Origin of the sequence: Paludisphaera rhizosphaerae, assembly GCF_011065895.1 — a bacterium.
Taxonomy (GTDB): domain Bacteria; phylum Planctomycetota; class Planctomycetia; order Isosphaerales; family Isosphaeraceae; genus Paludisphaera; species Paludisphaera rhizosphaerae.
This window is the reverse complement of record NZ_JAALCR010000055.1, coordinates 1-22,802: the sequence shown is the minus strand read 5'-3', so window position 1 is coordinate 22,802 and position 22,802 is coordinate 1. Positions and strand designations below refer to the sequence as shown.

The window sequence follows — 22,802 nt, the reverse complement described above, 5'->3', positions numbered from 1 at the left end:
CATCGGACCTCTCGAAACATTCAGCGCGACGGGGGCCGGACCGCCCAGGCCATGCCGTCGGGCCGGCCGCCGACGTCGAGGCGGCGGGCGACCTCCATCGTCTTGAGGTCGACGACCGCCGCGTCGTTGTCGGGCGTGCAGGAGACGAAGGCGCGATCGCCGACCGGGTCCATCAGCATCGCCGCGCCGCGGCCGACCTTCAACCGTTTGATCACCCGATGCGTCGCGACTTCCACGAAGACGCCCTCGCCCGTGCGGACGCTCACCACCAGCACGCGGAGGCCGTCCGGGGTGAACGCCAGGCGATGGGCGCCGGGGAGTTCGGCGTGGATCGTGGCGACCGCCTTCCCCGCGGCCGTGTCGACGACCGAGAGCATCCCCTCGGGGCTCGCCGTCCAGAGCTGCCGGCCGTCGGGCGAGACGTCGAAGCCCTCCGAGGCCTTCACGACCGGCACCAGCGTCTGGACCCAGTCCATGTGGGCCTGGGCGTTCGCGGGGAGCACCCCCGTCGGCGGGACCGAGGGCTGGAGCAGCAGGTTGTCCAGGATGCTGACGGTGTCCGAACCCACATTGGTCGTGTAGATCCGCTTGCCGTCGGCGGCGACGTGGATCATGTGCGTCCGGTCCTGGCCCGTCCCCAGCGCCCAGTCAAAGCGGCCCGAGGCCGGATCGTACCGGCCCACGGACTTCGCCCCCTGCGCCGTGAACCAGAGCTTGCCGCCGACGTACGCCAGGCCGTGCGGCCCAATCAGAGGCCCGGTGTCGAGGCTCGAGAGCGCCTTCCGGGCCGTCAGATCGATCACGTCGATCTGGTGCAGGAAGCCGCCCCCCGTGTTGGAGACGTAGGCCGTCTTCCCATCCGCCGAGGCGACGACCTCGTGCGGATCCGGCCCCACGGGAACGCGCGCCAGGACCTTCAGGTCGGCCGGGTCCAGGATCGCCAGCATGTGGTCGGTCTTCGAGATCGCCAGCAGCGTCCGCGACGGCGCGGGCTCCTCGGCGACGACCCGCGACGACACGCTCAAAACGAGGACGGCCAGCCCCTTCACGAACCGAAAACGCATGCGACGACTCCCTACCGAAAGCAGCGCCGGCGAAGATTCGTCCGACGCCCTCTCAGTATCCGGTCCGCCCGTCCGCCGGACAACTCCGGCGGTTCGATGCCAAAGGACGCGCCGGGCGTGGCGTGACGCGTCCCCTGGGCTGCTCGCGTTCCTCAGGGCCGTCGTTCCCCAGCAGCGCCGCCATGAGGGCTGACGCGTTGAGGGGACGGGCGTCACGCCGTCGATGAAGTCGCCGCCGGGCGCAAGGTTGCTGTCGATGTGCGCGAACGCTATCCCGCATGGGTGGTGGCGCGGCGACGGAATCCTTACAATGGCGGCCGTCACCGATCGTCGAGATCGAATATGATCAGACGTGGCAGGACGTCAGCATCGATGTGCGGCTCGCCGCCCCCCTGAAAGCCAGGGGTCGAGCCGCAACGACGGACGAGAAGGACCACGACCTCATGGGCAAATCCGCCCGCCTCAGCCTGGCCGACGCCCGCACGATCTGGCGCCTCGCCGGCGAGTGCCGCGAGTTGGGGGACGATCGCGTCGCCTGGAGGCGGCACTGGATCGCCGGGCTCGCCGAGCTGGTGGACGCCGATTACGGGATGGCGGGGGAGATGGCCGGCTGCCTGGACCTGAGGCTCCGCGACCTCGGCGTCACCTTCTGGTGGCGGTCGGGGATGGTCGACCTGGCGACGCTGGCCGCCCGGCTCGCGAAATTCCGCGCCGATCCGGGGTCCTCGCCGACGGTGATCGAGTACTTCCGCCGGTATCGCCGGGAACCGGGACGCTGCCTGGGCCGCAACGATTTCATCGCCGAGCGCGAATGGTCCCGGACGGCGGACCGCACCCTCATCCACGAAGGCCTGGGGCTCGACAAGGACGCCTGGTGCTCCAGCCCCATCCCGGGCGCTCCGGCCGGGGAGACCTCCAACGTGATCCTCCACCGCGCCTTCGGCCGTCGCGACTTCGGCGGCCGTCAGCAGGCGATCCTCCGCGAGGCGCAGGCGACGCTCGCGCCCCACGTCGGCGGCTCGCTGGCGAGGTTCGCCGAGCCCTCACCCTCCGAACTCTCGCCGAGCGTCCGACGCGTCCTCGCCTGCCTCCTCCAGGGCGACGGCGACAAGCAGATCGCCGCACGCCTTGAATTGAAGCCCCACACCGTCAACGAGTACGCCAAGGCGATCTTCCGACACTTCGGCGTCCGCAGCCGCGCCGAATTGCTGGCCCGATGGCTCCGACGCGGCTGGGGCGCCGCCGCCCCCTGGGCCGACGCCCCCGAGGCCGTCGACGTTCCCGAATTCTCGTCCGCCGGTTCCGGCGTCGTCGCCACGTTCGACGCACGCCACCGCTTCCAGCCGCCCCGCGCGTGAACTGGGCCTCCGGTCGCGCGGCCGGAGGCCCGGCAGTCTTCGGAAAGAGTTCACCTCGCGCCGGACGGGATCGACCGCCTTCGGGCCTTCGCCAGCAGCGCCGCCGCGAGGGCCGACGCCGCAAGGACGACCGAAGCGGGCTCGGGGACGGCGGCGCCCGCGTTGAGGGGGCCCGTCGTCATGCCGTCGACGAAAACGAAGTCGCCATTGGGCTCAAAGCCGATCCCGGCGAACGGCTGCGCGCCGGGGGTCAGTACGCTCGTGAAGCCGAAGACCAGCGAGCCGCCCGGCGCCAGGTCGTAGGACTCGGCGCTCGACGTCCAGAAGATCGAGGCGTCGCCCACGACGTAGTCGACGTCCCAGCCGACGGGGCCCGTGACATCGGCCAGGTCCGCCGCCTGGGCCACCTGGACGCCGAACGACGCCAGCGTGGCCGTCGACGTCGCCAGGTTCTGCACCGTGTAGGTGTAAAGCGTCCGGCCGTTGCTCGCGGCCGACGTCGCCACGTCGACCGACAGGATCAGATCGGCCCTCGCAGTCGAGGTGAGGGCGCACAAACCGAGGAGGATCAAGAAGGCGGATTTCGTGAAGCGCGGAGACATTATGGAATACCTCAAAGGGGTTTATGACGTCAGACGATTTGGAAGATCTTCTTCAGCGGGAACACGCCCGGCAGGAGCTGGATCCCGACGAGTTTCTCGTTGACCGGAACCCAATCGCCGAGGCGGATCATCAGCCTGAGCTCGGACGTGACGTCCAGCGTGGCCGTGACGGTTGCGCCAGGGAGGCGTTGCGGATCGCGGAAGTACCCCACGTAGGACGCGGAGGCGACGACCGATGCATCGAGGATGACGCGGCCGCCGATGCTCGCCGCCGAGTTGAAGAAACTGCTCCCCTGCTTGCGCGCGTTCAGGAGCTTCTTGAACGCGCTGATCTGGTTGGAGAACGTCTGCGACTCGGACGCAAGATCGAGGTCGCGACCCACGCCGCCCGAGGCCTTGAGCTTCACGCCTCCGGTCACGACGGAGTTGTCCCCGAGCCGAAATCCGGCCCCGGGTTCTTGAGTCACCGTCACGGCCAGGCCGCCAAGGATCCCCACGTCGATCGTGCCCTCGAACGGGATTAGGAAGCCGCCCGGGCCGGGGAGGAGCGTCGTATAGGACCTCGAAACCAGGTTGGCGTCGACGTCGAGCTTGATGGTGGCCCCGAAGGCGTCTCCCGGCCCAGCGAGCGTGTTGGGGTTCAGCTCGAAGAGCGGGGTCATCGAGAACTTCGCCCCCCAACTCTCGACCTCGAACAGATCGATCGAGTCGAACGAGATGGGCGTGTACGAGAGGAGGTCGCCGTACTGAACCGAGATCTTGGCCTGGGCGCCCAGCGTGGCGCGGAGGGCTGAGTTCAGCGGGACGACCATCTTCACGCCGAGGCCGGCCTGATAGCTCAGCACCTGTCCGGCCAACCAGGGGATTTCGTCGGGCGTCGTCGCGGACAGGGTGAACGACGCGAACATGGCGGCGATCTCATAGGACGGCCCGTAGACGGGGTCGTCCCCGAAGCTCCCGGTCACGACGTCCAGATTCGTGAGCCAGTCCGGCAGCTTCTCCATCACGACGAGCTTGAACGTGGGCTGGTCCTTCTCGGAGACGAGCTGAGAACCCAGCCGCGTCGCCTGGATCTTGAGCTGGCGTTCGTCGACGAACGGGACCTCGTCGTGGAAGACGATCAGGGTGGGGTCGAATCCGCTCGTTTCGTAAATCCGACCGCCGCCGTCCTCCGTCGCCGTCATCGTGAAGACGTCGTCGAACCCGTCGCCCGTGGCGCTGCGCCCCACCAGCGTGATGGTCGGCTTCAGGGAGGCGAGCGAGTCCGAGAGCCTGGCGATGATCTTCTGATCGTCGATCAGCGGCTTGGCCGCGTTGGGGGGGTTGGGTAGGAATCGGCCGACCGTGGCGGCGTCCGGGTCGCCGTCGTACTTCGCCTTCTCGAAGACGAGCGTCGGGTTCCAGGCGATCGACGCGATGTTGTTGGACTCGCTCGCCTCCTTGATCTTCCCGTCGGGGTTCGCGGAATCCGGCGGGTCGGCGTAGGCGATCAGGTATTTCGCCCATTCGGGAGGATTCGTCAGGGTCTGGACCTGGGCGCCCATGGCCCCCGGGGTCTTGCCGCCGATCGTGGTCCCCGCCTCCGTCTTCCTGGAATTGAACGTCGTCCCGTCGGACCAGTAGAGCGCGATCTCGGGGAGGTCGGCGAGCAGGCCGGTGACGTTGTAATTGACGAACACGCCCCCCTGGTCGGGGTTCCAGCGGATGGCGCCCTGCGGCGCCAGGGCGATGTCGGGGAGGATCGCCAGCGCCCGGGTGTTGTCTTTCTCCTCGGTCCTCTCGGCCACCTTGTCGTTGGGGTCGACGACGAGCAGGAGGAACTTCGCGTTCGCCGGCGGTTGGCTCAGGGCCCGAGCCGGGACGGTGAAGCCGTAGTCCCCACGCGCCACGGGCGTGGTTTCCAGGACGATCGGGCTGCCGATCGCGCCTGCAAACTCGTCGGTCGACGACCAGTAGAGCCCCACCTCCGTCGGCGCCGCCAGGTCGGGATCTTCAATCCGGTACGCGGCCCTCACTCCGGTGTCGTTTAAGATGAGCGACGTGGGGATCAGCTCTCTCAGAACCCTGGGGACCGTCACGACGAGACTGCCGGTGACTCCGCCGCCGACGCTCTGGTGGAGGAGGTCGGTCATCCCCGGGCCCGTGGGCTTCTTGGCGGGCGCGGCGACGAGCGAGGCTTCGCCCTTCATCCCGATCTGGACGACCGCCCCGATCTTGGTGGTGAACTGGGGGGAGAGGCTGAATCCGACCGGGGAGTCCGGCGAAGGCTTCTCGACCTTCACGAACGACTGCATCCCCTGCCCGTTGCCCGGGTCGATCGACAGGGTTCTCGTGTAGGTCGCGGAAGCGGGGGTCAGGCCGTTCGGGGTCGCGCTGAAGTTGTACCCGAACTGCAGGACGAGCGTGTCGCCGACCTTCTCGCCCGGTTCGGGGACGATCCGGAAGCTCTGGACGGCGAACTCGTAGGAGAAATCGATGCTGTCCAGGAACCCGGCCGTCGAGTCCGTGAAGGACTGGTTGTTGAATACGGAGCCATTCGCATAGGCGAAGATGCTGTAAAGGTTGGACGGATCCGTGCTGCCTCGGGGGACCGCGGACGCGACGGCCAACCCGTCTATCGTCTGCTGCTGAAACAATCCGCCGGCGCTCGTCGAGACCGGAGTCTCGCCGACCTGCAAGAGCTGGCCCGAGCCCCCGGGAAAATCCCATTTGGCCGTCCTGATCGTCTCGGCCTTGGCGCTCTTGGCCGCGATCGAGACCGACGAAACCGGGGTGATGAGTTCCAGGCGGGCGAGGAGCCGTCGGTCCTCCAGCGGCTCGAAGACGAGACGGGCGGCGCGGCGACGCGGCGGGGGCGACGTGGAACGACGGCGTGGGATTATCATGAGCGCCATATCCTCAAGGTGGGCGTCAATGGGCGTGGAGCGGCCGATCGCCAGCCCGCATGGGTGGTGGCGCGGCGGCGGAAGTCTTACAATGGCGGCCGTCACCGATCGTCGGGATCGAATATGATCAGCCGTGGCAGGACGGTAGCACTCGCCTGCGAATCGCCGCCCCCCTGAAACCAGGGGTATGGACGCCGCGACGGACGAGAAAGGGACCACGACCTCATGGGCAAATCCGCCCGCCTCAGCCTGGCCGACGCCCGCACGATCTGGCGCCTCGCCGGCGAGTGCCGCGAGCTGGGCGCCGACCGCGCCGGTTGGCGTCAGCACTGGGTCGAGGGACTGGCCGACCTGGTCGACGCCGATTTCGGGCTGGCGGGGGAGATGGCCGGCTGTCTCGACCTTCGGATGCGCGACCTGGGCGTGACGTTCTGGTGGCGTCCCGGATTCCTGGACTTCGGGACGCTGATCGCCCACCTGGCGAAGTTCCGGTCCGACCCTCAATACTCGCCGGCGATGATCGAGTACTACCGACGGTATCGCGAACAGGCGGGGCTCTGCCTGACGCGCAAGGACATGATCGCCGACCGCGACTGGTACGGCTCGCGCGACTACGACCTGATCCAGGGGCCGTTCGGGGCCGATATGACCGCCTGGTGCTCGAACCCGATCCCGGGCGCGGCGGCCGGAGAGACCTCGAGCGTCATCGTGCTCCGCGCCTCGGGGAGGCGCGACTTCGGCCCGCGCGACCAGGCGATTCTCCGCGAGGCGCAGGCGACGCTCGCGCCCCACGTCGGCGGCTCGTTGGCGCGGTACGCCGAGCCCTCACCCTCCGAACTCTCGCCGAGCGTCCGACGCGTCCTCGCCTGCCTCCTCCAGGGAGACGGCGACAAGCAGATCGCCGCACGCCTTGAACTGAAGCCCCACACCGTCAACGAGTACGCCAAGGCGATCTTCCGACACTTCGGCGTCCGCAGCCGCGCCGAATTGCTGGCCCGATGGCTCCGACGCGGCTGGGGCGCCGCCGCCCCCTGGGCCGACGCCCCCGAGGCCGTCGACGCCCCCAGCTCAATGTCCTCCCGCTCCGGCGTCGTCGCCACGTTCGACGCCCGCCACCGGTTCCAGCCCCGCCGCGCCTGACCCGGCCCACCAGTCTTCGGAACGGATTCAACCCGAAGGGTCTCGCCGACCGAAAAAGAGAACGCAGAGAGGCGCAGGCCGATGGATCGGCAGCCCTGGGCGTGGGCGCCCGGCTTCTCGTATCCTTCCTGATTGCGCGTTCTGGCGCCTTGGATTCCGATCAGGCTCGGTTTTCCAGATGGGTAGCTGGTCTGGGTGCCATGGCCACACTTGTGTGGCCATGCGATCGGCGACGGTCGCGCGGTCGTCCCGGGCCGGTTCATGGCCACGCGAGCGTGGCCATGGCACCCGACGATGTGGTCGATGGGGTGTGGATAACTCACGGCCAGGCCGCGCGCCGGGTCGGCGACGATCCACAAGGGGGGGCAGCGCGTCGGCCGCGCCGTGCGCCCTGGTGAACCTCGGCGCGCGGGTCGTCCACAACGGGATCGACCGACTTTTCAACAGCGCGGGGTTTCGGTTGCGTTCCATTAAGTCTTTTGGTAGGATGGACTTCGTCGGACGCCCTGGAAGTTATCCACAGGCCGGCCGTCGCGCTGTATTTAATACGGCGATTCAGTTTCTCTCTCATGGGAATACGGGAAGACGCCGGGAGTCGAAGCCCGGCGGGGCGACGCCGTCGCCCTCGTTCCAAGGGCTCTGGGGCATGCGAGGCCCAGCCCGAGGAGAAATCCGCCGCGATCCCGCGATTCCCGTCGCGTGGGCGCTCCCTCGGGGCCCGCGTCGTGGTATGATAGTCGGGAGTAATCTTCTCTAGCAGACGTGGCGGACTTGGGCGGCCCGGCCCGACTCCCCCATCCCCCAACCGACGCCAGACCGCGGCCGTCCCCACCAAAGCGGACCCCGCCCGACGTTGGTTCGCCTTTCCCATTCCGGCCCCTCGGCGACGACCAGGGCCGGGCGACGCGATCGGACGCGACGCGGAAGGCGATGCATCAGCCAGAACGAGGCACGCGCATGAAGGCCCTGTGCAATCGCGAAGGACTGCTCACCGCTTTCAACATGGTCAGCGGCGTCGTGCCCGCGCGGAGCCCCAAACCGATCCTGCAGAACGTCAAGTTCAGCGTCGATGACGAGGACGGCTCGGTCCTGATGGGGACGGACCTGGAAGTCGGCATCCGCCACCGGGTTCTGGGCGTGAAGGTCGAGGAGCCGGGCTCGGCCATTCTGCCGACCGCCAAGATCGGCCCGATCCTCAGGACCAGCGGCGACGAGGACCTGTTGCTTGAGACCAGCGACGAGCACCTGCTCGTCCGCGGGGCCCGGTCCAGCTTCAAGCTCCCCCTGGAAGACCCCAGCCTCTACCCCGAGGTTCCGGACTTCGCCGCCGACAAGTACCACGTGATCGTGGCCGGCGACCTCAAGAAGCTGATCCGCCGCACGGTCTTCGCCACCGACCTGGAGAGCGCCCGATACGCCCTCGGCGGCGTGCTCGTGGAGCTGAAGCCGGACGGGATCTCGATGATCGGGACCGACGGCCGACGCCTCGCCAAGATGGTCGCCCCGGCGACCGCCGAAAACGATCCGATTGCTCCGTCCGGAACGCCCGTCATCCCCGTAAAGGCCTTGAAGCTGATCGAACGGAACCTTGTCGACGACGATCTGCTCGTCCACCTGACCATCCAGTCGGGGGCGGCCGTGCTGGTCCGGACCGAGGGGGCCGTGATCTACAGCCGGCTCGTCGAGGGCCGGTTCCCGCGGTATCAAGACGTCTTCCCGACGACCGTCGAGACCAAGGTTCCCATGGCCGTCGGCCCGCTCAAGCTGGCCGTCGAGCAGGCGTCCATCGTCACCAGCGACGAGAGCCGCGGGGTCGACTTCCAATTCGGCCCCGGCGCGTTGAAGCTCTCCAGCCAGGCGGCCGACGTGGGCTCCGCCCAGGTCGACCTGCCCCTCGATTACCAGGGCAAGGCGGTCGACATCACCTTCGACCCCCGCTACCTGCTCGACGCCCTCAAGACCCTCGCCGACGACGACGAGATCACCGCCGAGCTGATCGACGCCCGCAACGCCGCCGTGTTCAAGACCCCCGACCAGTACACCTACGTCGTGATGCCCCTGACCCGCGAGCGCTGAGACGACGCGCCGCGACCCCCGCGCCGGGCCGGAGGAAACGGCCCGACCCTGATCGGTCGATCCCTCGAACGAACGAACCAGGACGCCAAACCCGCATGCCCAACCCCGACCAGCGCGGCCCCCGGCCCCTGTCCGACGTGCTCGGCGAACTCTTCGTCGCGCGCGGCTACGGTCGGCTCCACGCCATGCTGGCGCTGCAAACGGCCTGGGACGCCGCCGTCGGCGAGGCCCACCAGGGCCGGACCCGCCTGGGAGAAGTTCGTCGCAACACCCTGACCGTCACCGTCGACCATCCGGCCCTGCTCGAAGAACTCTCCGCCTACCGCAAGCACGAGCTGCTCCAGGCTCTCCGCGACGCCTGCCCCGACGCGCGGATCGACGACCTGCGGTTCCGGATCGGCCGGGTGGACGACTGACTGATTTGATCGTGCAACGTTCGGAATCAACCGCCAGAGAGAACCCGAGGGGATTTCCAAAGAACCGGCGTGGTCAGGTCCCCTCTCCCGTCGGGAGAGGGTGGCCCGAAGGGCCGGGTGAGGGTCGTCGGACCTGTAGGCATGGCCTGGATTGATTGTCTGCGGGACCGACGCGCCTTCTGAAATCCGACGACCCTCACCCGCCGCTGCGCGGCTGCCCTCTTCCCGGGGGGAGAGGGAACGTTGGAAGCCGACCGCCGTCTGATTGATCGTGAGACGACTGGCACGGAAGCCCCAGGAAGGACGAACCGAGGGATAGGACGAACCGAGGAACCGCCGCGATGGATTTGACCAAGAACGAAGGCGTCGACGCGAACGTGATCGAGGGCGAGGCCGGGAACGGCCACGGCGCGGCGGTCGGGGGCGAGGGCTCCTACACCAGCGCCAACATCCGCGTCCTGGAAGGGATCGAGGCGGTCCGCAAACGCCCAGGCATGTACATCGGCGACACCACGACGAGGGGTCTGCACCACCTGGTCTACGAGGTGGTGGACAACTCGATCGACGAGGCGATGGCCGGGTACTGCAAGAACATCGTCGTGACCATCCACGCCGACGGCTCGGCCTCGATCGTCGACGACGGCCGCGGCATCCCCGTCGACGCCCACGGCGACTCCGGCAAGAGCACGCTGGAAATCGTCCTGACCAAGGTCCACGCCGGCGGCAAGTTCGACCACGACACCTACAAGGTCTCCGGCGGCCTCCACGGCGTCGGCGTCACCGTGGTCAACGCCCTGTCGGAATGGCTCGAGGCCGAGGTCCGCCGCGACGGCCAGATCTGGCGCCAGCAGTACGAGCAAGGCGCGGCGATGGGCCCCGTGAAGCCCCACGGCCCCGCCAAGAGCACCGGCACCACCATCCGGTTCCTCCCCGACGCCACCATCTTCACGACCATCGAGTTTTCCTACGACGTTCTGGAGAAGCGGCTCCGCGAGCTGGCCTTCCTCAACAAGGGCGTGCGGATCCACCTGGTCGACGAGCGCGGCGAGGGCGAGCCCCGGCGCGACGAGTTCTTCTCGTCGGAGGGCCTGAGCGAGTTCGTCGTCTACCTCAACCGGGCCCAGACGCCGTTCCACCCCCCCGTCCTCTTCAGCGGCCGGGACGACGTCGCGGCCGTCGAGGTCGACGTGGCGATGCAGTACAACGACTCGATCAGCGAGATGGTCGTCTCGTACTGCAACAACATCAACACGATCGAGGGCGGCACCCACCTGACGGGCTTCCGCACCGCCCTGACGCGGACGCTCAACCAGTACGCCAAGAACGCCGCGCCGGCGAACAAAAAGGACCTCGTCATCACCGGCGAGGACTTCAAGGAAGGGCTCACGGCGATCGTCTCCGTCCGCGTGCCGGACCCCCAGTTCGAGGGCCAGACCAAGACCAAGCTGGGCAACGGCGAGGTTGAGGGGATCGTGGCCCGGGTGGTCAACGACAAGCTGGCCGAGTACCTGGAGAACAACCCGGCGACCGCCAAGAAGATCGTCGCCAAGGCGCAGCTCGCCGCCGAGGCGCGCGAGGCCGCCCGCAAGGCCCGGGAACTGGTCCGCAACCGCAAGGGGGTCCTCTCCGGCGGCGGCCTCCCCGGCAAGCTGATGGACTGCACGACCCACGACCAGGATTCCAGCGAGCTGTTCCTCGTCGAGGGCGATTCCGCCGGCGGCACCGCCGAAGGGGGCCGCGACCGGCTCTACCAGGCCATCCTCCCGCTCCGCGGCAAGATCCTCAACGTGGAGCGAGCCCGGCTCGACCGCGTGCTGGGGAACGAGGAGGTCCGCAACATCATCACGGCCGTCGGCAACGGCATCGGCGAGGAAGAAGACCCGACCAAGCGGCGCTACGGCAAGGTCGTGATGATGAGCGACGCCGACGTCGACGGCTCGCACATCCGCACCCTGCTGATGACGTTCTTCTATCGCCAGATGCCCCGCCTGGTGGCCGAGGGGCACCTGTACGTCGCCCAGCCGCCGCTCTACATGCTGGCCGGCGGCAAGAAGGACCGGCGGTACGTCCAGACTGAAGAGCAGATGACGGGCATCCTGATGTCCGCCGGCCTGGCCGACGCCGTGCTCGTCCCGGCCGACGCCCCCGTGGCCGACGCGACCGACGGTCCGACCTCGATCCCCGGCGCGATCGACGGCGAGCGTCTGAAGCACCTCGTGGAGCTGGGCGGGGCGATCGAGCACGGCCTGCGGGCCTTCGGCCGCCGCAACCGGCCGTTGCGGGAGTTCCTCGGCTACGCCCACCCGGCGACCGATGCCAAGGCCGACCACCGCGCCGGGCTCCTGCCGCTCTTCCTCATCGAGGACGACCACGGTCACGAGACCCCCTACTGGAGCCAGGAAGAGTACGACGCCGCCCACGACTCCGCGACCGAATCCTCCGAGGAGGCCGCGAAGCCCACGCACCGGGTCCACGAGTTCCTGGAAGTCAAGACGCTCAACAAGCACCTCGCCCGGCTCCGCGACGAGTACGGCCTGCGGGCCGAATCGCTGCTGGCCCACGAGGTCACCGGCGACGAGCCGCCGCCCCGGTTCATCCTCCACCGCGACGGCGAGGAGCATTCGCTGCTGGACCTCCGCTCGCTGGCGCCGACGATCCGCAAGCTGGGTGAGAAAGGCATCAAGATCACCCGGTTCAAGGGGCTCGGCGAGATGGACGCCGAGCAGCTCTGGGAGACCACGATGGACCCGTCGCGGCGGACCCTCCTGCAGGTCCGGCTCGACGACGTCGCCGCCGCCAACGACCTGTTCACGACTCTCATGGGAGACGACGTCGAACCGCGCCGGGATTTCATCGAGAAGCACGCGCTGGAGGTCAAGAACCTTGACGTTTGAGCGGCGGTCGAAGGGGGGCCCTTGCCCCGATATCGTTTGGCAGAGGATTTGAGCATCGGAGAAGGCGACGGAAACCTTCCTTCTCCCCTGGTGGGAGAAGGTGGCCGAAGGCCGGATGAGGGGGGATCCCGAAGTCCGCCGACGGTGACGACCCCCCTCATCCGCCCCTCCGGGGCACCTTCTCCCACCAGGGGAGAAGGGGGGCAGGCATTATCGGGAAGCGAAGTGCCTCGGCGTTCCTTGAAGCTCGCGAAGGCGGCGAAATTGAACGGGTCGTCTCGAGCAAGAATCGATCGATGCGTTCGGGGTGGGAATCGATGATGGGTATAGCCCAAAAAGTCGGGCGGAACTTCAGCGACGCCGTCCGGGCGCGCGGCCAGTCTTATTTCTCGAAGGGCCGCGTCAGCCTGATGTCGGCCAAGCCCAACGAGGTCGTCGCCCGGGTCCGGGGGACGACCAAGTATCGGGTTCGCGCCCGCCTGCGCGGGGCTCGGCTGCTGGCCACCTGCTCTTGCCCGTACTTCGGCCCCCAGGGCGAACCCTGCAAGCACCTCTGGGCGACGCTGCTGCTGGCCGACTCGCGGGGCTTCCTCCAGTCGCCGCCGAACATGGCCGTCCGCCTGGTGGCCGAGCCCCCCCGCCGACCCGCCGGCGCCCCCCAGCAGGGCCAGGCCCACCCTGAGGGAGCCGTCGGCCAGGCGCCCGTCGAGGGGGGCGAGTATCGCGACCGCGACCGAGAGCACGACCCGATGGCCGACTACGGCCGCGACGTGATCATCGGCGCTCCCAAGCGGCCGGGCCCTCAGGTCCCCCAGCGGCCGGCCCGGGGCCGCAACGCCAACAAGGATCGCAACAACCGAGGGCCCCGCGACCGCGACCGCCCCCGCAACGGCGAGCACCAACGGCCCCCCGGCCCCGGCGGACCGACCCCCGAGGGAGGCCCTCCCGGCGCGCACCCGCCCGGATGGACGCCGGCTAACGCCCGAGAGGCCCGCGCCGCGCGGAACAAGGCCCGCCGCGAGGCCAACGCCAGCAACGGCGGCGGCGGCGCCAAGGCGGTCAACCGCAACGCCAAGCGGCTGCTGGTCTACGTGCTGGACGTCGCGGCCAGCCAGGCTCACAACCAGATCGTCATCGACCTCGCCCGCCGCCAGCGCAAGCCGACCGGCGAGTGGGGGCCGCTCCGCCCCTGGTGGTACGCCCCCAAGGCCGTCCACGTGAAGTACGACCCCGAGGACCGCCTGCTGCTGGCCCTGCTCGACGAGGCCCACCACGGCGTCCCCACCCTCACCGCGGGCGTGGCCGCCGTCACCGGCGCCAACGCCAACGCCAACGGCCAGGAGCCGGCGAACGGACCGACCGCCGCCGAGGAGCCGGCCGCCCGCAACGGCCGACAGCAGCCGGGCCGGCGCAACCCGGCCGCCGAGCTGCGCGGCACCCGCCGGTTCATCCTCCGCAAGGACCACGCCGCGCTGGTCGAGCGCCTGGCCCGCTCCGGCCGGCTCCGCCTCCGCCGGACCGACGGCGAGGACGAGCCCCCGACGATGCGCTGGGACGACGGCCAGCCCTGGCGGTTCGCCCTGGACCTCCGCACCGAGCCTGGCGGCAAGCGCTGGTCGTGGCGCGGCGCCCTCCGGCGCAACGACGCCCGGATGGATCTCGCCGAGCCTCTGATCCTGCTCCCCGGCCTCCTCATCCTGGGCGTCGGCCGCGCCGCGAGGTTCGACGACCTGGGGGTCATGACCTGGATCGTCCGGCTTCGCTACGAGAAGGAAATCAGCTTCGTCGAGCCCCAGCAGGACCTGATGCTCGGCCGGATCCTGGCCGAGGCTCGCGTCCCGGCGACCGAGCTGGTCGACACGATGCCGCTGGAGGAGATCGTCGCCAAGCCTCGGCCGAGCATCACGCTTCGGACCCCCCGGCAGAACTGGGGACTGGCCGCCGACAAGCTGCTGGCCGACCTGGAGTTCGACTACGACGGCGCCGTGATCCCCGCCGGCCGGACGACGCCGCTGGCGGTCTCGACCGAGCTGGGCCTGGTCATCCGCCGCGACCCCAAGACCGAGAGCGCCGCGGACGTGAAGCTCTTCGAGCTGGGCTTCCGCGAGGCCAAGGACCCTCGGCTCGACCCCAACACGCTGGAGCTTCCCGCCAAGCGGCTGGAGGCCGTCTCCAAGGAGCTGGTGCTGGCCGGCTGGCGGGTCGAGGCCGAAGGGAAGCTGATCCGCCCCGCCGGCGAGTTCAAGCTGGCCCTCTCCACGGGCATCGACTGGTTCGACCTCGACGGCGGCGTCGACTACGGCGGCCAGAGCGTCAGCCTGCCGGACCTCCTCTCCGCCGCCCGCCGCGGCGAGACGATGATCGAGCTGGGCGACGGCTCCATGGGGATGCTCCCCGAGGAGTGGCTCAAGAAGTACGGCCTGCTGGCGGACCTGGGTGCGGCCGAAAACGGCGCTTTGCGGTTCAACGCTTCTCAGGCCGGCCTGCTGGACGCGCTCCTGGAGAACCAGCCGGAGATCCAGATCGACGAGGCGTTCACCAAGGTTCGCAAGCAGCTCAGGCAGTTCGAGGGGGTCGTCCCGCTCGACTCGCCGCCGGGCTTCCACGGCGAGCTTCGCCCCTACCAGCGCGAGGGCCTGGGCTGGCTGGACTACCTCCAGCGGTTCGGCTTCGGCGGCATCCTGGCCGACGACATGGGTCTGGGTAAGACGATTCAGGTGCTCGCCCTGCTCCAGCGCCGGCGGTTCCGCCGCCAGGCGAAGGGCCCCACGCTGGCCGTCGTGCCCCGGTCGCTGGTCTTCAACTGGCTGGCCGAGGCGGAGAAGTTCACGCCCCGGCTCAAGGTGATGGACTACACCGGCCCCGGCCGCCATCCGCTCCGCGAGCAGTTCGACGCCTACGACCTGATCGTCACCACCTACGGCACGCTCCGCACCGACATCGCCGAGCTGCTGAACTTCGAGTTCGACTACGTGATCCTCGACGAGGCCCAGGCGATCAAGAACGCCGACAGCCAGTCGTCCAAGGCCGCGCGTCTCCTGAGGGGCCGCCAACGCCTGGCGATCAGCGGTACGCCGATCGAGAACCACATCGGCGAGCTTTGGTCGATCCTGGAGTTCCTCAATCCGGGGATGCTCGGCAGCGACACGGTCTTCAAGCGCTACGCCGGCGCCTCCAGTATTGAGGGCGAGGACCGCGTGATGCTGGCCAAGGCCCTGCGGCCGTTCATCCTCCGGCGGACCAAGTCCGAGGTGGTGAAGGACCTGCCGGACAAGACCGAGCAGACCCTCTACTGCGACATGGAGTCGGACCAGCGCAAGACCTACGACGAGCTGCGCGTCCACTATCGCGACGCGCTCTTGAAGAAGGATTCGGCCGAGCTGAACCGCTCCAAGATCGAGGTTCTGGAGGCCCTGCTGCGGCTCCGCCAGGCGGCCTGCCACCCGGGCCTCATCAACCAGGAGCTGACCAGCAGCCCGAGCGCCAAACTCGACATGCTGCTGCCGTCGCTGGCGGAGGTCGTGGAGGAAGGGCACAAGGTGCTCGTCTTCTCGCAGTTCACCTCGTTCCTGTCGATCGTCCGCGAGCGGCTGGACAACGCGGGGCTGGTCTACGAGTACCTCGACGGCCGCACCCGCAACCGCGCGGCGAAGGTCGAGCGGTTCCAGACCGATACCGAGTGCCCGATCTTCCTGATCAGCTTGAAGGCCGGCGGATTGGGCCTCAACCTGACCGCCGCCGAGTACGTCTACCTGCTGGACCCCTGGTGGAACCCGGCCGTCGAGGCCCAGGCCATCGACCGGTCGCACCGAATCGGCCAGACCCAGCACGTCTTCGCCTACCGCCTCATCTGCCGGGGAACCGTCGAGGAGAAGATCCTCGACCTCCAGCAGAAGAAGCGCGACCTGGCCGACGCCATCCTCAACGCCGACAACCGCATGATCTCCAGCCTCACCCGCGAGGACCTGGAGTTCCTGCTCTCCTGATCGTTCGATCGATCGGCGCGTGAAGCAATAGACGCGACTCGGCCCGGCCTCCTCCTTCCTCTTGATATGAGGGCGGCGGGAGCCGGGCCGAGTCGCTTTGCGGGCCGAGGGGTATGTGGCGGCCGGGAGGAACAGGCCTCAGGGCTTCTTCCTGGCGGCCGCGCCGGCGGCCATGTCGCCGTCGCCGGCCAGTTTGGCGGCCTTGAACTCGTCGGCCGTCATCGGGCGGATGGTGCGGTTGTGCATGAGGACGAGGCCGCCGGAGGTGGGGGCCTCCTTGACGTAGGCCATGACCTCGTCGGACGGATCCTTGGTCGCGGGTCCTTCATCGACGTCCTGGATGACCACGCCGCTGCGCGCGACGACGCTGCCGTCCTGGAGGGCCTTCAGCCCGATCGGGTTGACGGCTTCCAGCGGGGCGAAGTCCGCAACCTTCGTCGGCGGCTTGTGCTGATTGAAGGTGTACTGGCGGAACATCTGGCCGACGTCGTTGAGGGCGACCTCGGCTTGGTTGGCTTCGGTGACGGGTGCGCCGGTCGGCTCGCTGCAGCCGACGGTCAGCCCGATGGGAAGGATGAGAATCGCGAGGCGAGAGAAACGCATGTCGGCTGTCCGTCCGGGTTCTGGGGGCTGAAACGGCGGGGAGGCGGCGGTTAGGCCGCCTCCCATGAGGATCGAGGTGATGGGTCGGGCTCGAGGGAGCCGCCGGCCTCAGTACGCGTCGGCGCTGACGACTTCGCCGCCGGCCCTGGTTCCCAGGGCGAGCCACGTCGGCAGGCTGATCGCATCCTTGATGAAGCGGACCGAGCCGTCGGCGAAGCCGGTGTTTGCGCCCCCGAAGTGGAAGCTTCTGGCCGCCATGTGGCCGTTGTTGAAGGCCGTGCCGAAGACGCCGCAGTCGAACCACTTGGAGTTCGGCGTCAGGGTGTGGCTGTAGTAGCCGTTGATCGGCAGGTTGCGGTAGTACTGCTGGCCGCGATAGGTAAGCCGGCCGGCGTAGCCCGGGCCGTTGTAGTAGCAGTTCGAGGCCACGCCCAGGTCGCCGTTGCTGATGTAGATGAAGTTCACCGGGTCGGTCGGCAGGATGCCGGAGGTCCACCCGGCGGCGTCGGCGGTGGTGTTGGCCGCCTTGCTGCGCTTCGTCTCAGAGAAAAGGGCCGTGTTGCTGGTGCCGTCGGTCACCGAGGCGACCGTGACCGGCAGGGCCCGATTCTTGTTGGGGAAGGTCGAGGACGTCGTGTCCAGGCCGACGACGTTGAAGATGCCCGCGCGGGCGGTGTTCGATTCGAAGGAGGTCGCCGTTGTGCCGAGCCGCTGGGCCGCGGTCGCCCCAAGGCTGGCGCAGTAGTTGGTGTACCCCAGGTCGAAGAACTTGACGGAGCTGGGGTCCGAGGGGCAGACGTACGCCGAGACGATCTGCATCTGGGCCGTCCCATTGGCCGTGGTGAGCCCGTAGCCGCTGAGGCACCACTCGAAGTTGAACGCGTTGTACGTGCTCCCCAGTTCCAGGTACGGCAGGAGCTGGGCCATCACGTTGGGGCGGGAACCGCAGGTCCCCCCGATGACGGCGGCGTTGAAGTCGGGGCCGAAGCCGGGGATGAAGGCTCCGGTGGCCGACTCGGCGTTGGCCGAGGCCAGGCCGAGCTGCTTCAGGTTGTTGACGCACTGGGCGCGACGGGCGGCCTCGCGGGCGCTCTGCACGGCCGGCAGCAGCAGGGCGATCAGCACGGCGATGATCGCGATCACCACCAGCAATTCGATCAGCGTGAAGCCAAGACGCTTGGGACGATTCATGAATACGCCTTCTGATGGATCGAACGGGAGGGAGAGGCGACGAGGTCGCCTCGATTACAGGTCGCTCCGGACGGTTCCGAATGGGGACCGTTGTGGGGCTGCGGGCGTCAACGCCCGAAATGGTCCTCGCTGGGGAGGACGCGACCCACGTCGGGTCTCGCGGCAGGCGTATCGTATTCCTTCGTTGTGACGCCTGTGCGCTGGTGATGATGAGGATTTCAAGAAAGGCCTCGTGTGGGACCATGGTTGTCGGGCGGCGTTTCTCGCGTTAGTTTGGAGGCCGTCCACCCCCCCCCACGAGAGACCAGGGAGCCCCAAGCCATGACTTCGGACCGCCCCGCCCGCCGGTCGCCCCGCGCGACCGCCCTCCTCTGCGTCGCCGCCCTGGCCTTTGCTTCCCACGCCTTCGCCCAGGAGGCCAAGAAGGACGAGAAGAAGCCCGAGGAGGCCAAGCCCGCCGCCCCCGCCCCGGCCGAGGACCCGGCGAAGCTCAAGGAGCAGATCGCCGCGCTTCAGAAGGAAGTCGCCGCGCTAAAGCTGAAGGTGGCCGGCATGGAGCTCGACAAGCTCGGCGCGTCGCTGACGATCGACAAGGGGAAAGACGGCGCTGAGGTCGCGACGGTCAACATCATGAAGAAGTGGGCCGGCGACAAGGAAGTGCTGGCGATGCTCAAGACGATCCCCAACCTGCAGGTCGTCTACATCGACAACGGCAAGGTCGACGACGCCGCGCTGGCTTCACTGAAGGATCTCACCGGCCTGACCGCGCTCACCCTGATGAGCCCCGCCGTCACCGACGCCGGCCTTGAGCCCGTCAAGAACCTCAAGGGCCTGACCATGCTCTTCCTGACCAACAGCAAGGTGGGCGACAAGGGCCTGGAAGCCCTCAAGGAACTCCCCAACCTCCAGGTCCTCGCCCTCAGCCGGACCGAGGTCACCGACGCCGGCCTGGAAACTCTGAAGGGCCTGAAGACCCTCAAGTCCGTCTACCTCATCGGCTCCAAGGTCACCCCCGAAGCCGTCGAGAAGTTCAAGGGCGCCGTCCCGGGCGTCGCCGTCTACAAGTGATCGCATGAAATCATAACGGCCTTCCCCCCTCGCGGGGGAAGGTGGCCCGAAGGGCCGGATGAGGGGGCGACCGCCATCGCACGCGCAAGCCGCTCCCCATCCATCAAGGCCGACTCTAATCGTCGCGTGAAAATGCGGATATTTTTCGGGTGCCATGGCCACGCTCGCGTGGCCATGAACCGGCGTGGGACGGTTGCAAACCCGTCGCTGATCGCATGGCCACGACGAGCGTGGCCATGGCACCCAAGGTTCGCGATCGATTCCTGGGATGCCTGCCACACCGGATCTGGGGCGAGCCTCACCCCCGAGAAAATTCAGCCGGAGCGCGACGGATGACCGACTGGCCCCACACCAAAATCCGCGCGACGGCGCTCTGGTTCATCGGCAAACACACGATGGACCCGTCGACGTGGCGATACACCCTGCTCGGCGACGCCCACCCCGAGGTGCTCGGCCGCGTCGCGTTGGAGCCCGGCGAACGACCGCTCGTCAGCTTCTTCTTCTCGGAAGCGAGTTGGTATCTGTTCACGACCCGCCGGGTCCTCGGCGAGTATGCCGGCGAGCGGGTGGAGGCCGCCGCGCGCGACGTCCTCGGTTCCGAGCACAGGGATCCCAAGGGACGCTCCGGCGCGGAATTGACGGTGATGACGCTCCACGTCGACCTCGGGGAGGACGTCGCGGTGCGGAAGGCCCCTTTGCAGATCGAGACGGGCGGAGCGTGCATGGCTCCGATCTATTACCTTCGGTACTGGAGGTTCAAATACCCGATCCTGGACAGGCTCAAGGACGATCCGGCGGCGGGAACCGCTCGGAAACAATGACCCTCTCCGTCTCGGGATTCGCTGGCAAGTGGTAGGCTGGGTCGAGACCCAGCCTTGAGAAGACGACGACTCGCGAGTGCTAGGGCTCGACCCAGCCTACGAGCCCGGCTTAGGAAACGGTCCACCGATTTCGCCGTCACAGCCTACGACGCGTGAGAAGCCGATCCCCCCTCATCCGGCCGCTTCGCGGCCACCTTCCCCCGCGAGGGGGGAAGGCCGTTATCGGCCAGATCGCTCCGACGCTCTCTCCGAAATCCGGCGACCTCATTCGCCGTGCATTGGCCGTCGTCGATGACAGCCGCCAAGCTCTCATACATCGAATCCGTCGGTGACGCGGTAATGATTTAGGAATTTAACGATTCCACTTGCGGTTCTCGCTGACGGATCGTTAATGTGATCGCGCACCTTTCCATACAGGCGGGGGGCGACGAGCCGCCGACGCTGAATCGGAACGAACCGGCCCCCTCCCAGGGACGACCGACATCTCTGCGCACGCACCACCGAGGATCTCATGACGCAGCTTCGTCACGCGCGCCGTTCGCGCATTCGCCGCGTTCGTTGGCAGGTTGAGATCCTGGAACGGAGAGAGGTCCTCACCGCCGTGGGCGTCGCCGTGCCGACGGTCCTGGCGGCGGGCGAGACGATGACCCCGCACGGGTCCTCGGCTCCTTACGGCATGACCCCGGCGCAGGTCCGTCACGCCTACGGATTCGACTCGGTGACGTTCGGGTCGATCGTCGGCGACGGCAGCGGCCAGACGATCGCCATCATCGACGCTTACGACGATCCGAAGTTCGTCAGCAGCACGTCGCCGTCGTTCGCCTCCAGCGACCTGCACGCCTTCGACGTCGCGTTCGGCCTGCCCGACCCGGTCTTCACCAAGGTCAACCAGACCGGCGGCACGAGCTACCCGACCGGCAACACGGGCTGGGGGATGGAGATCGCCCTGGACGTGGAGTGGGCGCACGCCGTCGCTCCCGGGGCGAGCATCCTGCTGGTGGAAGCCAGTTCGTCCAGCATCGCCAACCTGTTCGCGGCGGTGAACTACGCCAAGGCCCAGCCCGGGGTCGCGGCCGTCTCCATGAGCTTCGGCGCGTCTGAGTTCTCCAGCGAGACCAGTTACGACTCCACCTTCACCACGCCTTCCGGCCACGCGGGGGTGACCTTCCTGGCCTCCACCGGAGACAGCGGCGCGCCGGCTGGATATCCGGCGTACTCCCCGAACGTCGTGGCGGTCGGCGGCACGACGCTTTCGGTCGCCTCGGACGGGACCTACGTGAGCGAGTCCGGATGGTCGAGCGGCGGCGGCGGGATCAGCAAGTACGAATCGAAGCCGAGCTACCAGTCGGCCGTCACGCAGTCCAGCACCAAGCGGACCACGCCCGACGTCTCGCTCGACGCCAACCCCAGCTCCGGCGTGGCGGTGTACGATTCGTACAGCCAGGGCTCGGCCGCTCCCTGGATCCAGGTCGGCGGCACCAGCGCGTCGTCGCCGATGTGGGCCGGCCTGGTCGCGATCGCCGACCAGGGCCGGGCGATCGCCGGCCAGTCCTCAATGGACGGCGCCACGCAGACCCTGCCGGCGCTGTACGCCGCGCCGTCGTCGGTCTTCCATGACATCACCTCCGGCAGCAACGGCTACTCCGCCGGCTCCGGTTACGACCTGGTAACGGGCCTGGGGAGCCCCATCGTGCCGTCGGTCGTCGCCGCGCTGGGGGGCGGCTCGACCACGACTCCGCCGACCACCCCGCCGAGCGATCCGCCGACCACGACGACGACCTCTTACGCGGCCGCCGGTCTGCCAGCGGCGATCCCCGACCTCGGCTCGGTAAGTTCCTCGGTGGCGGTGCCGGCCGACGTGGTCGTGGGGAACCTGACCGTCACCCTGAGCCTCACCCACACCTACGACTCGGACCTGGTGATCACGCTCACCTCGCCGTCAGGCCGGGTGATCACGCTCTCCAATCGCAACGGCGGGTCGGGCGACAACTACACGAACACCACGTTCGATTCGACCGCGTCCACATCGATCACCCGCGGCTCGGCCCCGTTCACCGGCACGTTCGCCCCGCAGGGCTCGCTCGGCGTGTTCAACGGGCTGGACGCCAAGGGGACCTGGACGCTGAAGGTCTCGGACGTGGCGTACCTGGACAAGGGGACGTTGCTGTCGTGGTCGCTGTCGATCACCGGCACGGCCGGCACGGCCGCCCCGGCGGTCGTCCACTCCGCAGCGGCGGCGGCGACGTTCGCGACGACGACCCCGACGGCCTCGGACGTCCCCTTCCTCGCCGCGCTGGCGACCGGGCCGTCTTCCAGCAAGGCGACCACCCCGGCCGCCGTCGTCAAGGCCGCGACGACCCTCGGCGCCGCCTCGACCGCACGGTCCAGCCGCTACATCCCCCAGGCGACGCGCTGGACGTCGACGCTGGCGACGGCCTCGGGTCTGGCACCCGCGTGAGATCCCCTGGATGGGGCGTAGCCTGAAGGAGATGAGGGAGACGACCGCCGCCGGATCGGATCGCATTGTTTATCGACGACGGCCGATGCGAATCGTTCCTTCTCCCCCCGGGAGAAGGTGCCGCGCAGCGGCGGATGAGGGTCGCCGGATTTCGGAGGGCACGTCGGCTCACGATCCGAGACCATAACGGCCTTCCCCCCTTGAGGGCTTGTAGGGGGAGGTATTTCGTCTGGTTTATGG

At 68.3% G+C, this 22,802-nt stretch carries 14 protein-coding genes; 9 read left to right on the top strand and 5 right to left on the bottom strand.

Annotation, left to right across the window (positions count from 1 at the left end; translation table 11 throughout):
• Positions 1-20: 20 nt before the first annotated feature.
• The gene (locus G5C50_RS31115) at positions 21-1,064 is read right to left on the bottom strand and encodes a YncE family protein (protein WP_165075753.1); all 1,044 of its coding nucleotides are present in this window, start codon (positions 1,062-1,064) and stop codon (positions 21-23) included.
• Positions 1,065-1,507: 443 nt separating this feature from the next.
• Here G5C50_RS31115 and G5C50_RS31110 point away from each other — a divergent pair, with 443 nt between their 5' ends.
• Positions 1,508-2,422: a helix-turn-helix transcriptional regulator gene (locus G5C50_RS31110; protein WP_165075750.1), complete on the top strand. Its 915-nt coding sequence runs from the start codon at positions 1,508-1,510 to the stop codon at positions 2,420-2,422.
• 50 nt (positions 2,423-2,472) lie between these two features.
• On the opposite strand, the gene G5C50_RS31105 is transcribed toward G5C50_RS31110, so the two are convergent.
• Positions 2,473-3,024 (bottom strand): hypothetical protein, encoded by a 552-nt coding sequence (locus G5C50_RS31105; protein WP_165075748.1) that lies wholly within the window; start codon positions 3,022-3,024, stop codon positions 2,473-2,475.
• Between the two features lie 29 nt (positions 3,025-3,053).
• The gene (locus tag G5C50_RS31100; protein WP_165075745.1) at positions 3,054-5,909 is read right to left on the bottom strand and encodes a hypothetical protein; all 2,856 of its coding nucleotides are present in this window, start codon (positions 5,907-5,909) and stop codon (positions 3,054-3,056) included.
• A 225-nt stretch (positions 5,910-6,134) separates the two neighbouring features.
• On the opposite strand from G5C50_RS31100, the gene G5C50_RS31095 reads away from it, so the two are divergent.
• The 5 genes from G5C50_RS31095 (at position 6,135) to G5C50_RS31075 (ending at position 16,421) form a co-directional block, all read left to right on the top strand.
• Positions 6,135-7,049, top strand: coding sequence for a response regulator transcription factor (locus tag G5C50_RS31095; protein WP_165075742.1), 915 nt, complete (start codon positions 6,135-6,137; stop codon positions 7,047-7,049).
• Positions 7,050-8,006: 957 nt separating this feature from the next.
• Positions 8,007-9,125: a DNA polymerase III subunit beta gene (gene dnaN / locus G5C50_RS31090; protein WP_165075739.1), complete on the top strand. Its 1,119-nt coding sequence runs from the start codon at positions 8,007-8,009 to the stop codon at positions 9,123-9,125.
• A 95-nt stretch (positions 9,126-9,220) separates the two neighbouring features.
• Positions 9,221-9,541 carry a DUF721 domain-containing protein gene (locus G5C50_RS31085; RefSeq protein WP_165075737.1) on the top strand — a complete coding sequence of 107 codons (321 nt, stop codon included), beginning with the start codon at positions 9,221-9,223 and terminating at the stop codon, positions 9,539-9,541.
• Positions 9,542-9,882: 341 nt separating this feature from the next.
• Positions 9,883-12,435: a DNA topoisomerase (ATP-hydrolyzing) subunit B gene (gene gyrB / locus G5C50_RS31080; protein WP_165075734.1), complete on the top strand. Its 2,553-nt coding sequence runs from the start codon at positions 9,883-9,885 to the stop codon at positions 12,433-12,435.
• Between the two features lie 320 nt (positions 12,436-12,755).
• Positions 12,756-16,421, top strand: coding sequence for a DEAD/DEAH box helicase (locus tag G5C50_RS31075; RefSeq protein WP_165075731.1), 3,666 nt, complete (start codon positions 12,756-12,758; stop codon positions 16,419-16,421).
• Positions 16,422-16,559: 138 nt separating this feature from the next.
• Here G5C50_RS31075 and G5C50_RS31070 read toward each other — a convergent pair whose 3' ends face one another.
• Both G5C50_RS31070 and G5C50_RS31065 read right to left on the bottom strand, forming a co-directional pair.
• Positions 16,560-17,024, bottom strand: a complete 465-nt coding sequence (locus G5C50_RS31070; protein ID WP_165075729.1) for a hypothetical protein — start codon at positions 17,022-17,024, stop codon at positions 16,560-16,562.
• Positions 17,025-17,132: 108 nt separating this feature from the next.
• A complete protein-coding gene (locus G5C50_RS31065; protein WP_165075726.1) occupies positions 17,133-18,215 on the bottom strand; it encodes a DUF1559 domain-containing protein in 1,083 nt (360 codons plus the stop codon).
• 321 nt (positions 18,216-18,536) lie between these two features.
• Here G5C50_RS31065 and G5C50_RS31060 point away from each other — a divergent pair, with 321 nt between their 5' ends.
• The 3 genes from G5C50_RS31060 (at position 18,537) to G5C50_RS31050 (ending at position 22,562) form a co-directional block, all read left to right on the top strand.
• A complete protein-coding gene (locus tag G5C50_RS31060) occupies positions 18,537-19,283 on the top strand; it encodes a leucine-rich repeat domain-containing protein (RefSeq protein ID WP_165075724.1) in 747 nt (248 codons plus the stop codon).
• A gap of 332 nt (positions 19,284-19,615) precedes the next feature.
• Entirely contained in the window at positions 19,616-20,104 is a 489-nt protein-coding gene (locus tag G5C50_RS31055; protein ID WP_165075721.1) for a hypothetical protein, read from the top strand.
• A 511-nt stretch (positions 20,105-20,615) separates the two neighbouring features.
• Complete coding sequence (locus G5C50_RS31050) at positions 20,616-22,562, top strand: proprotein convertase P-domain-containing protein (protein WP_165075719.1); 1,947 nt, start codon at positions 20,616-20,618, stop codon at positions 22,560-22,562.
• Positions 22,563-22,802: the final 240 nt, after the last annotated feature.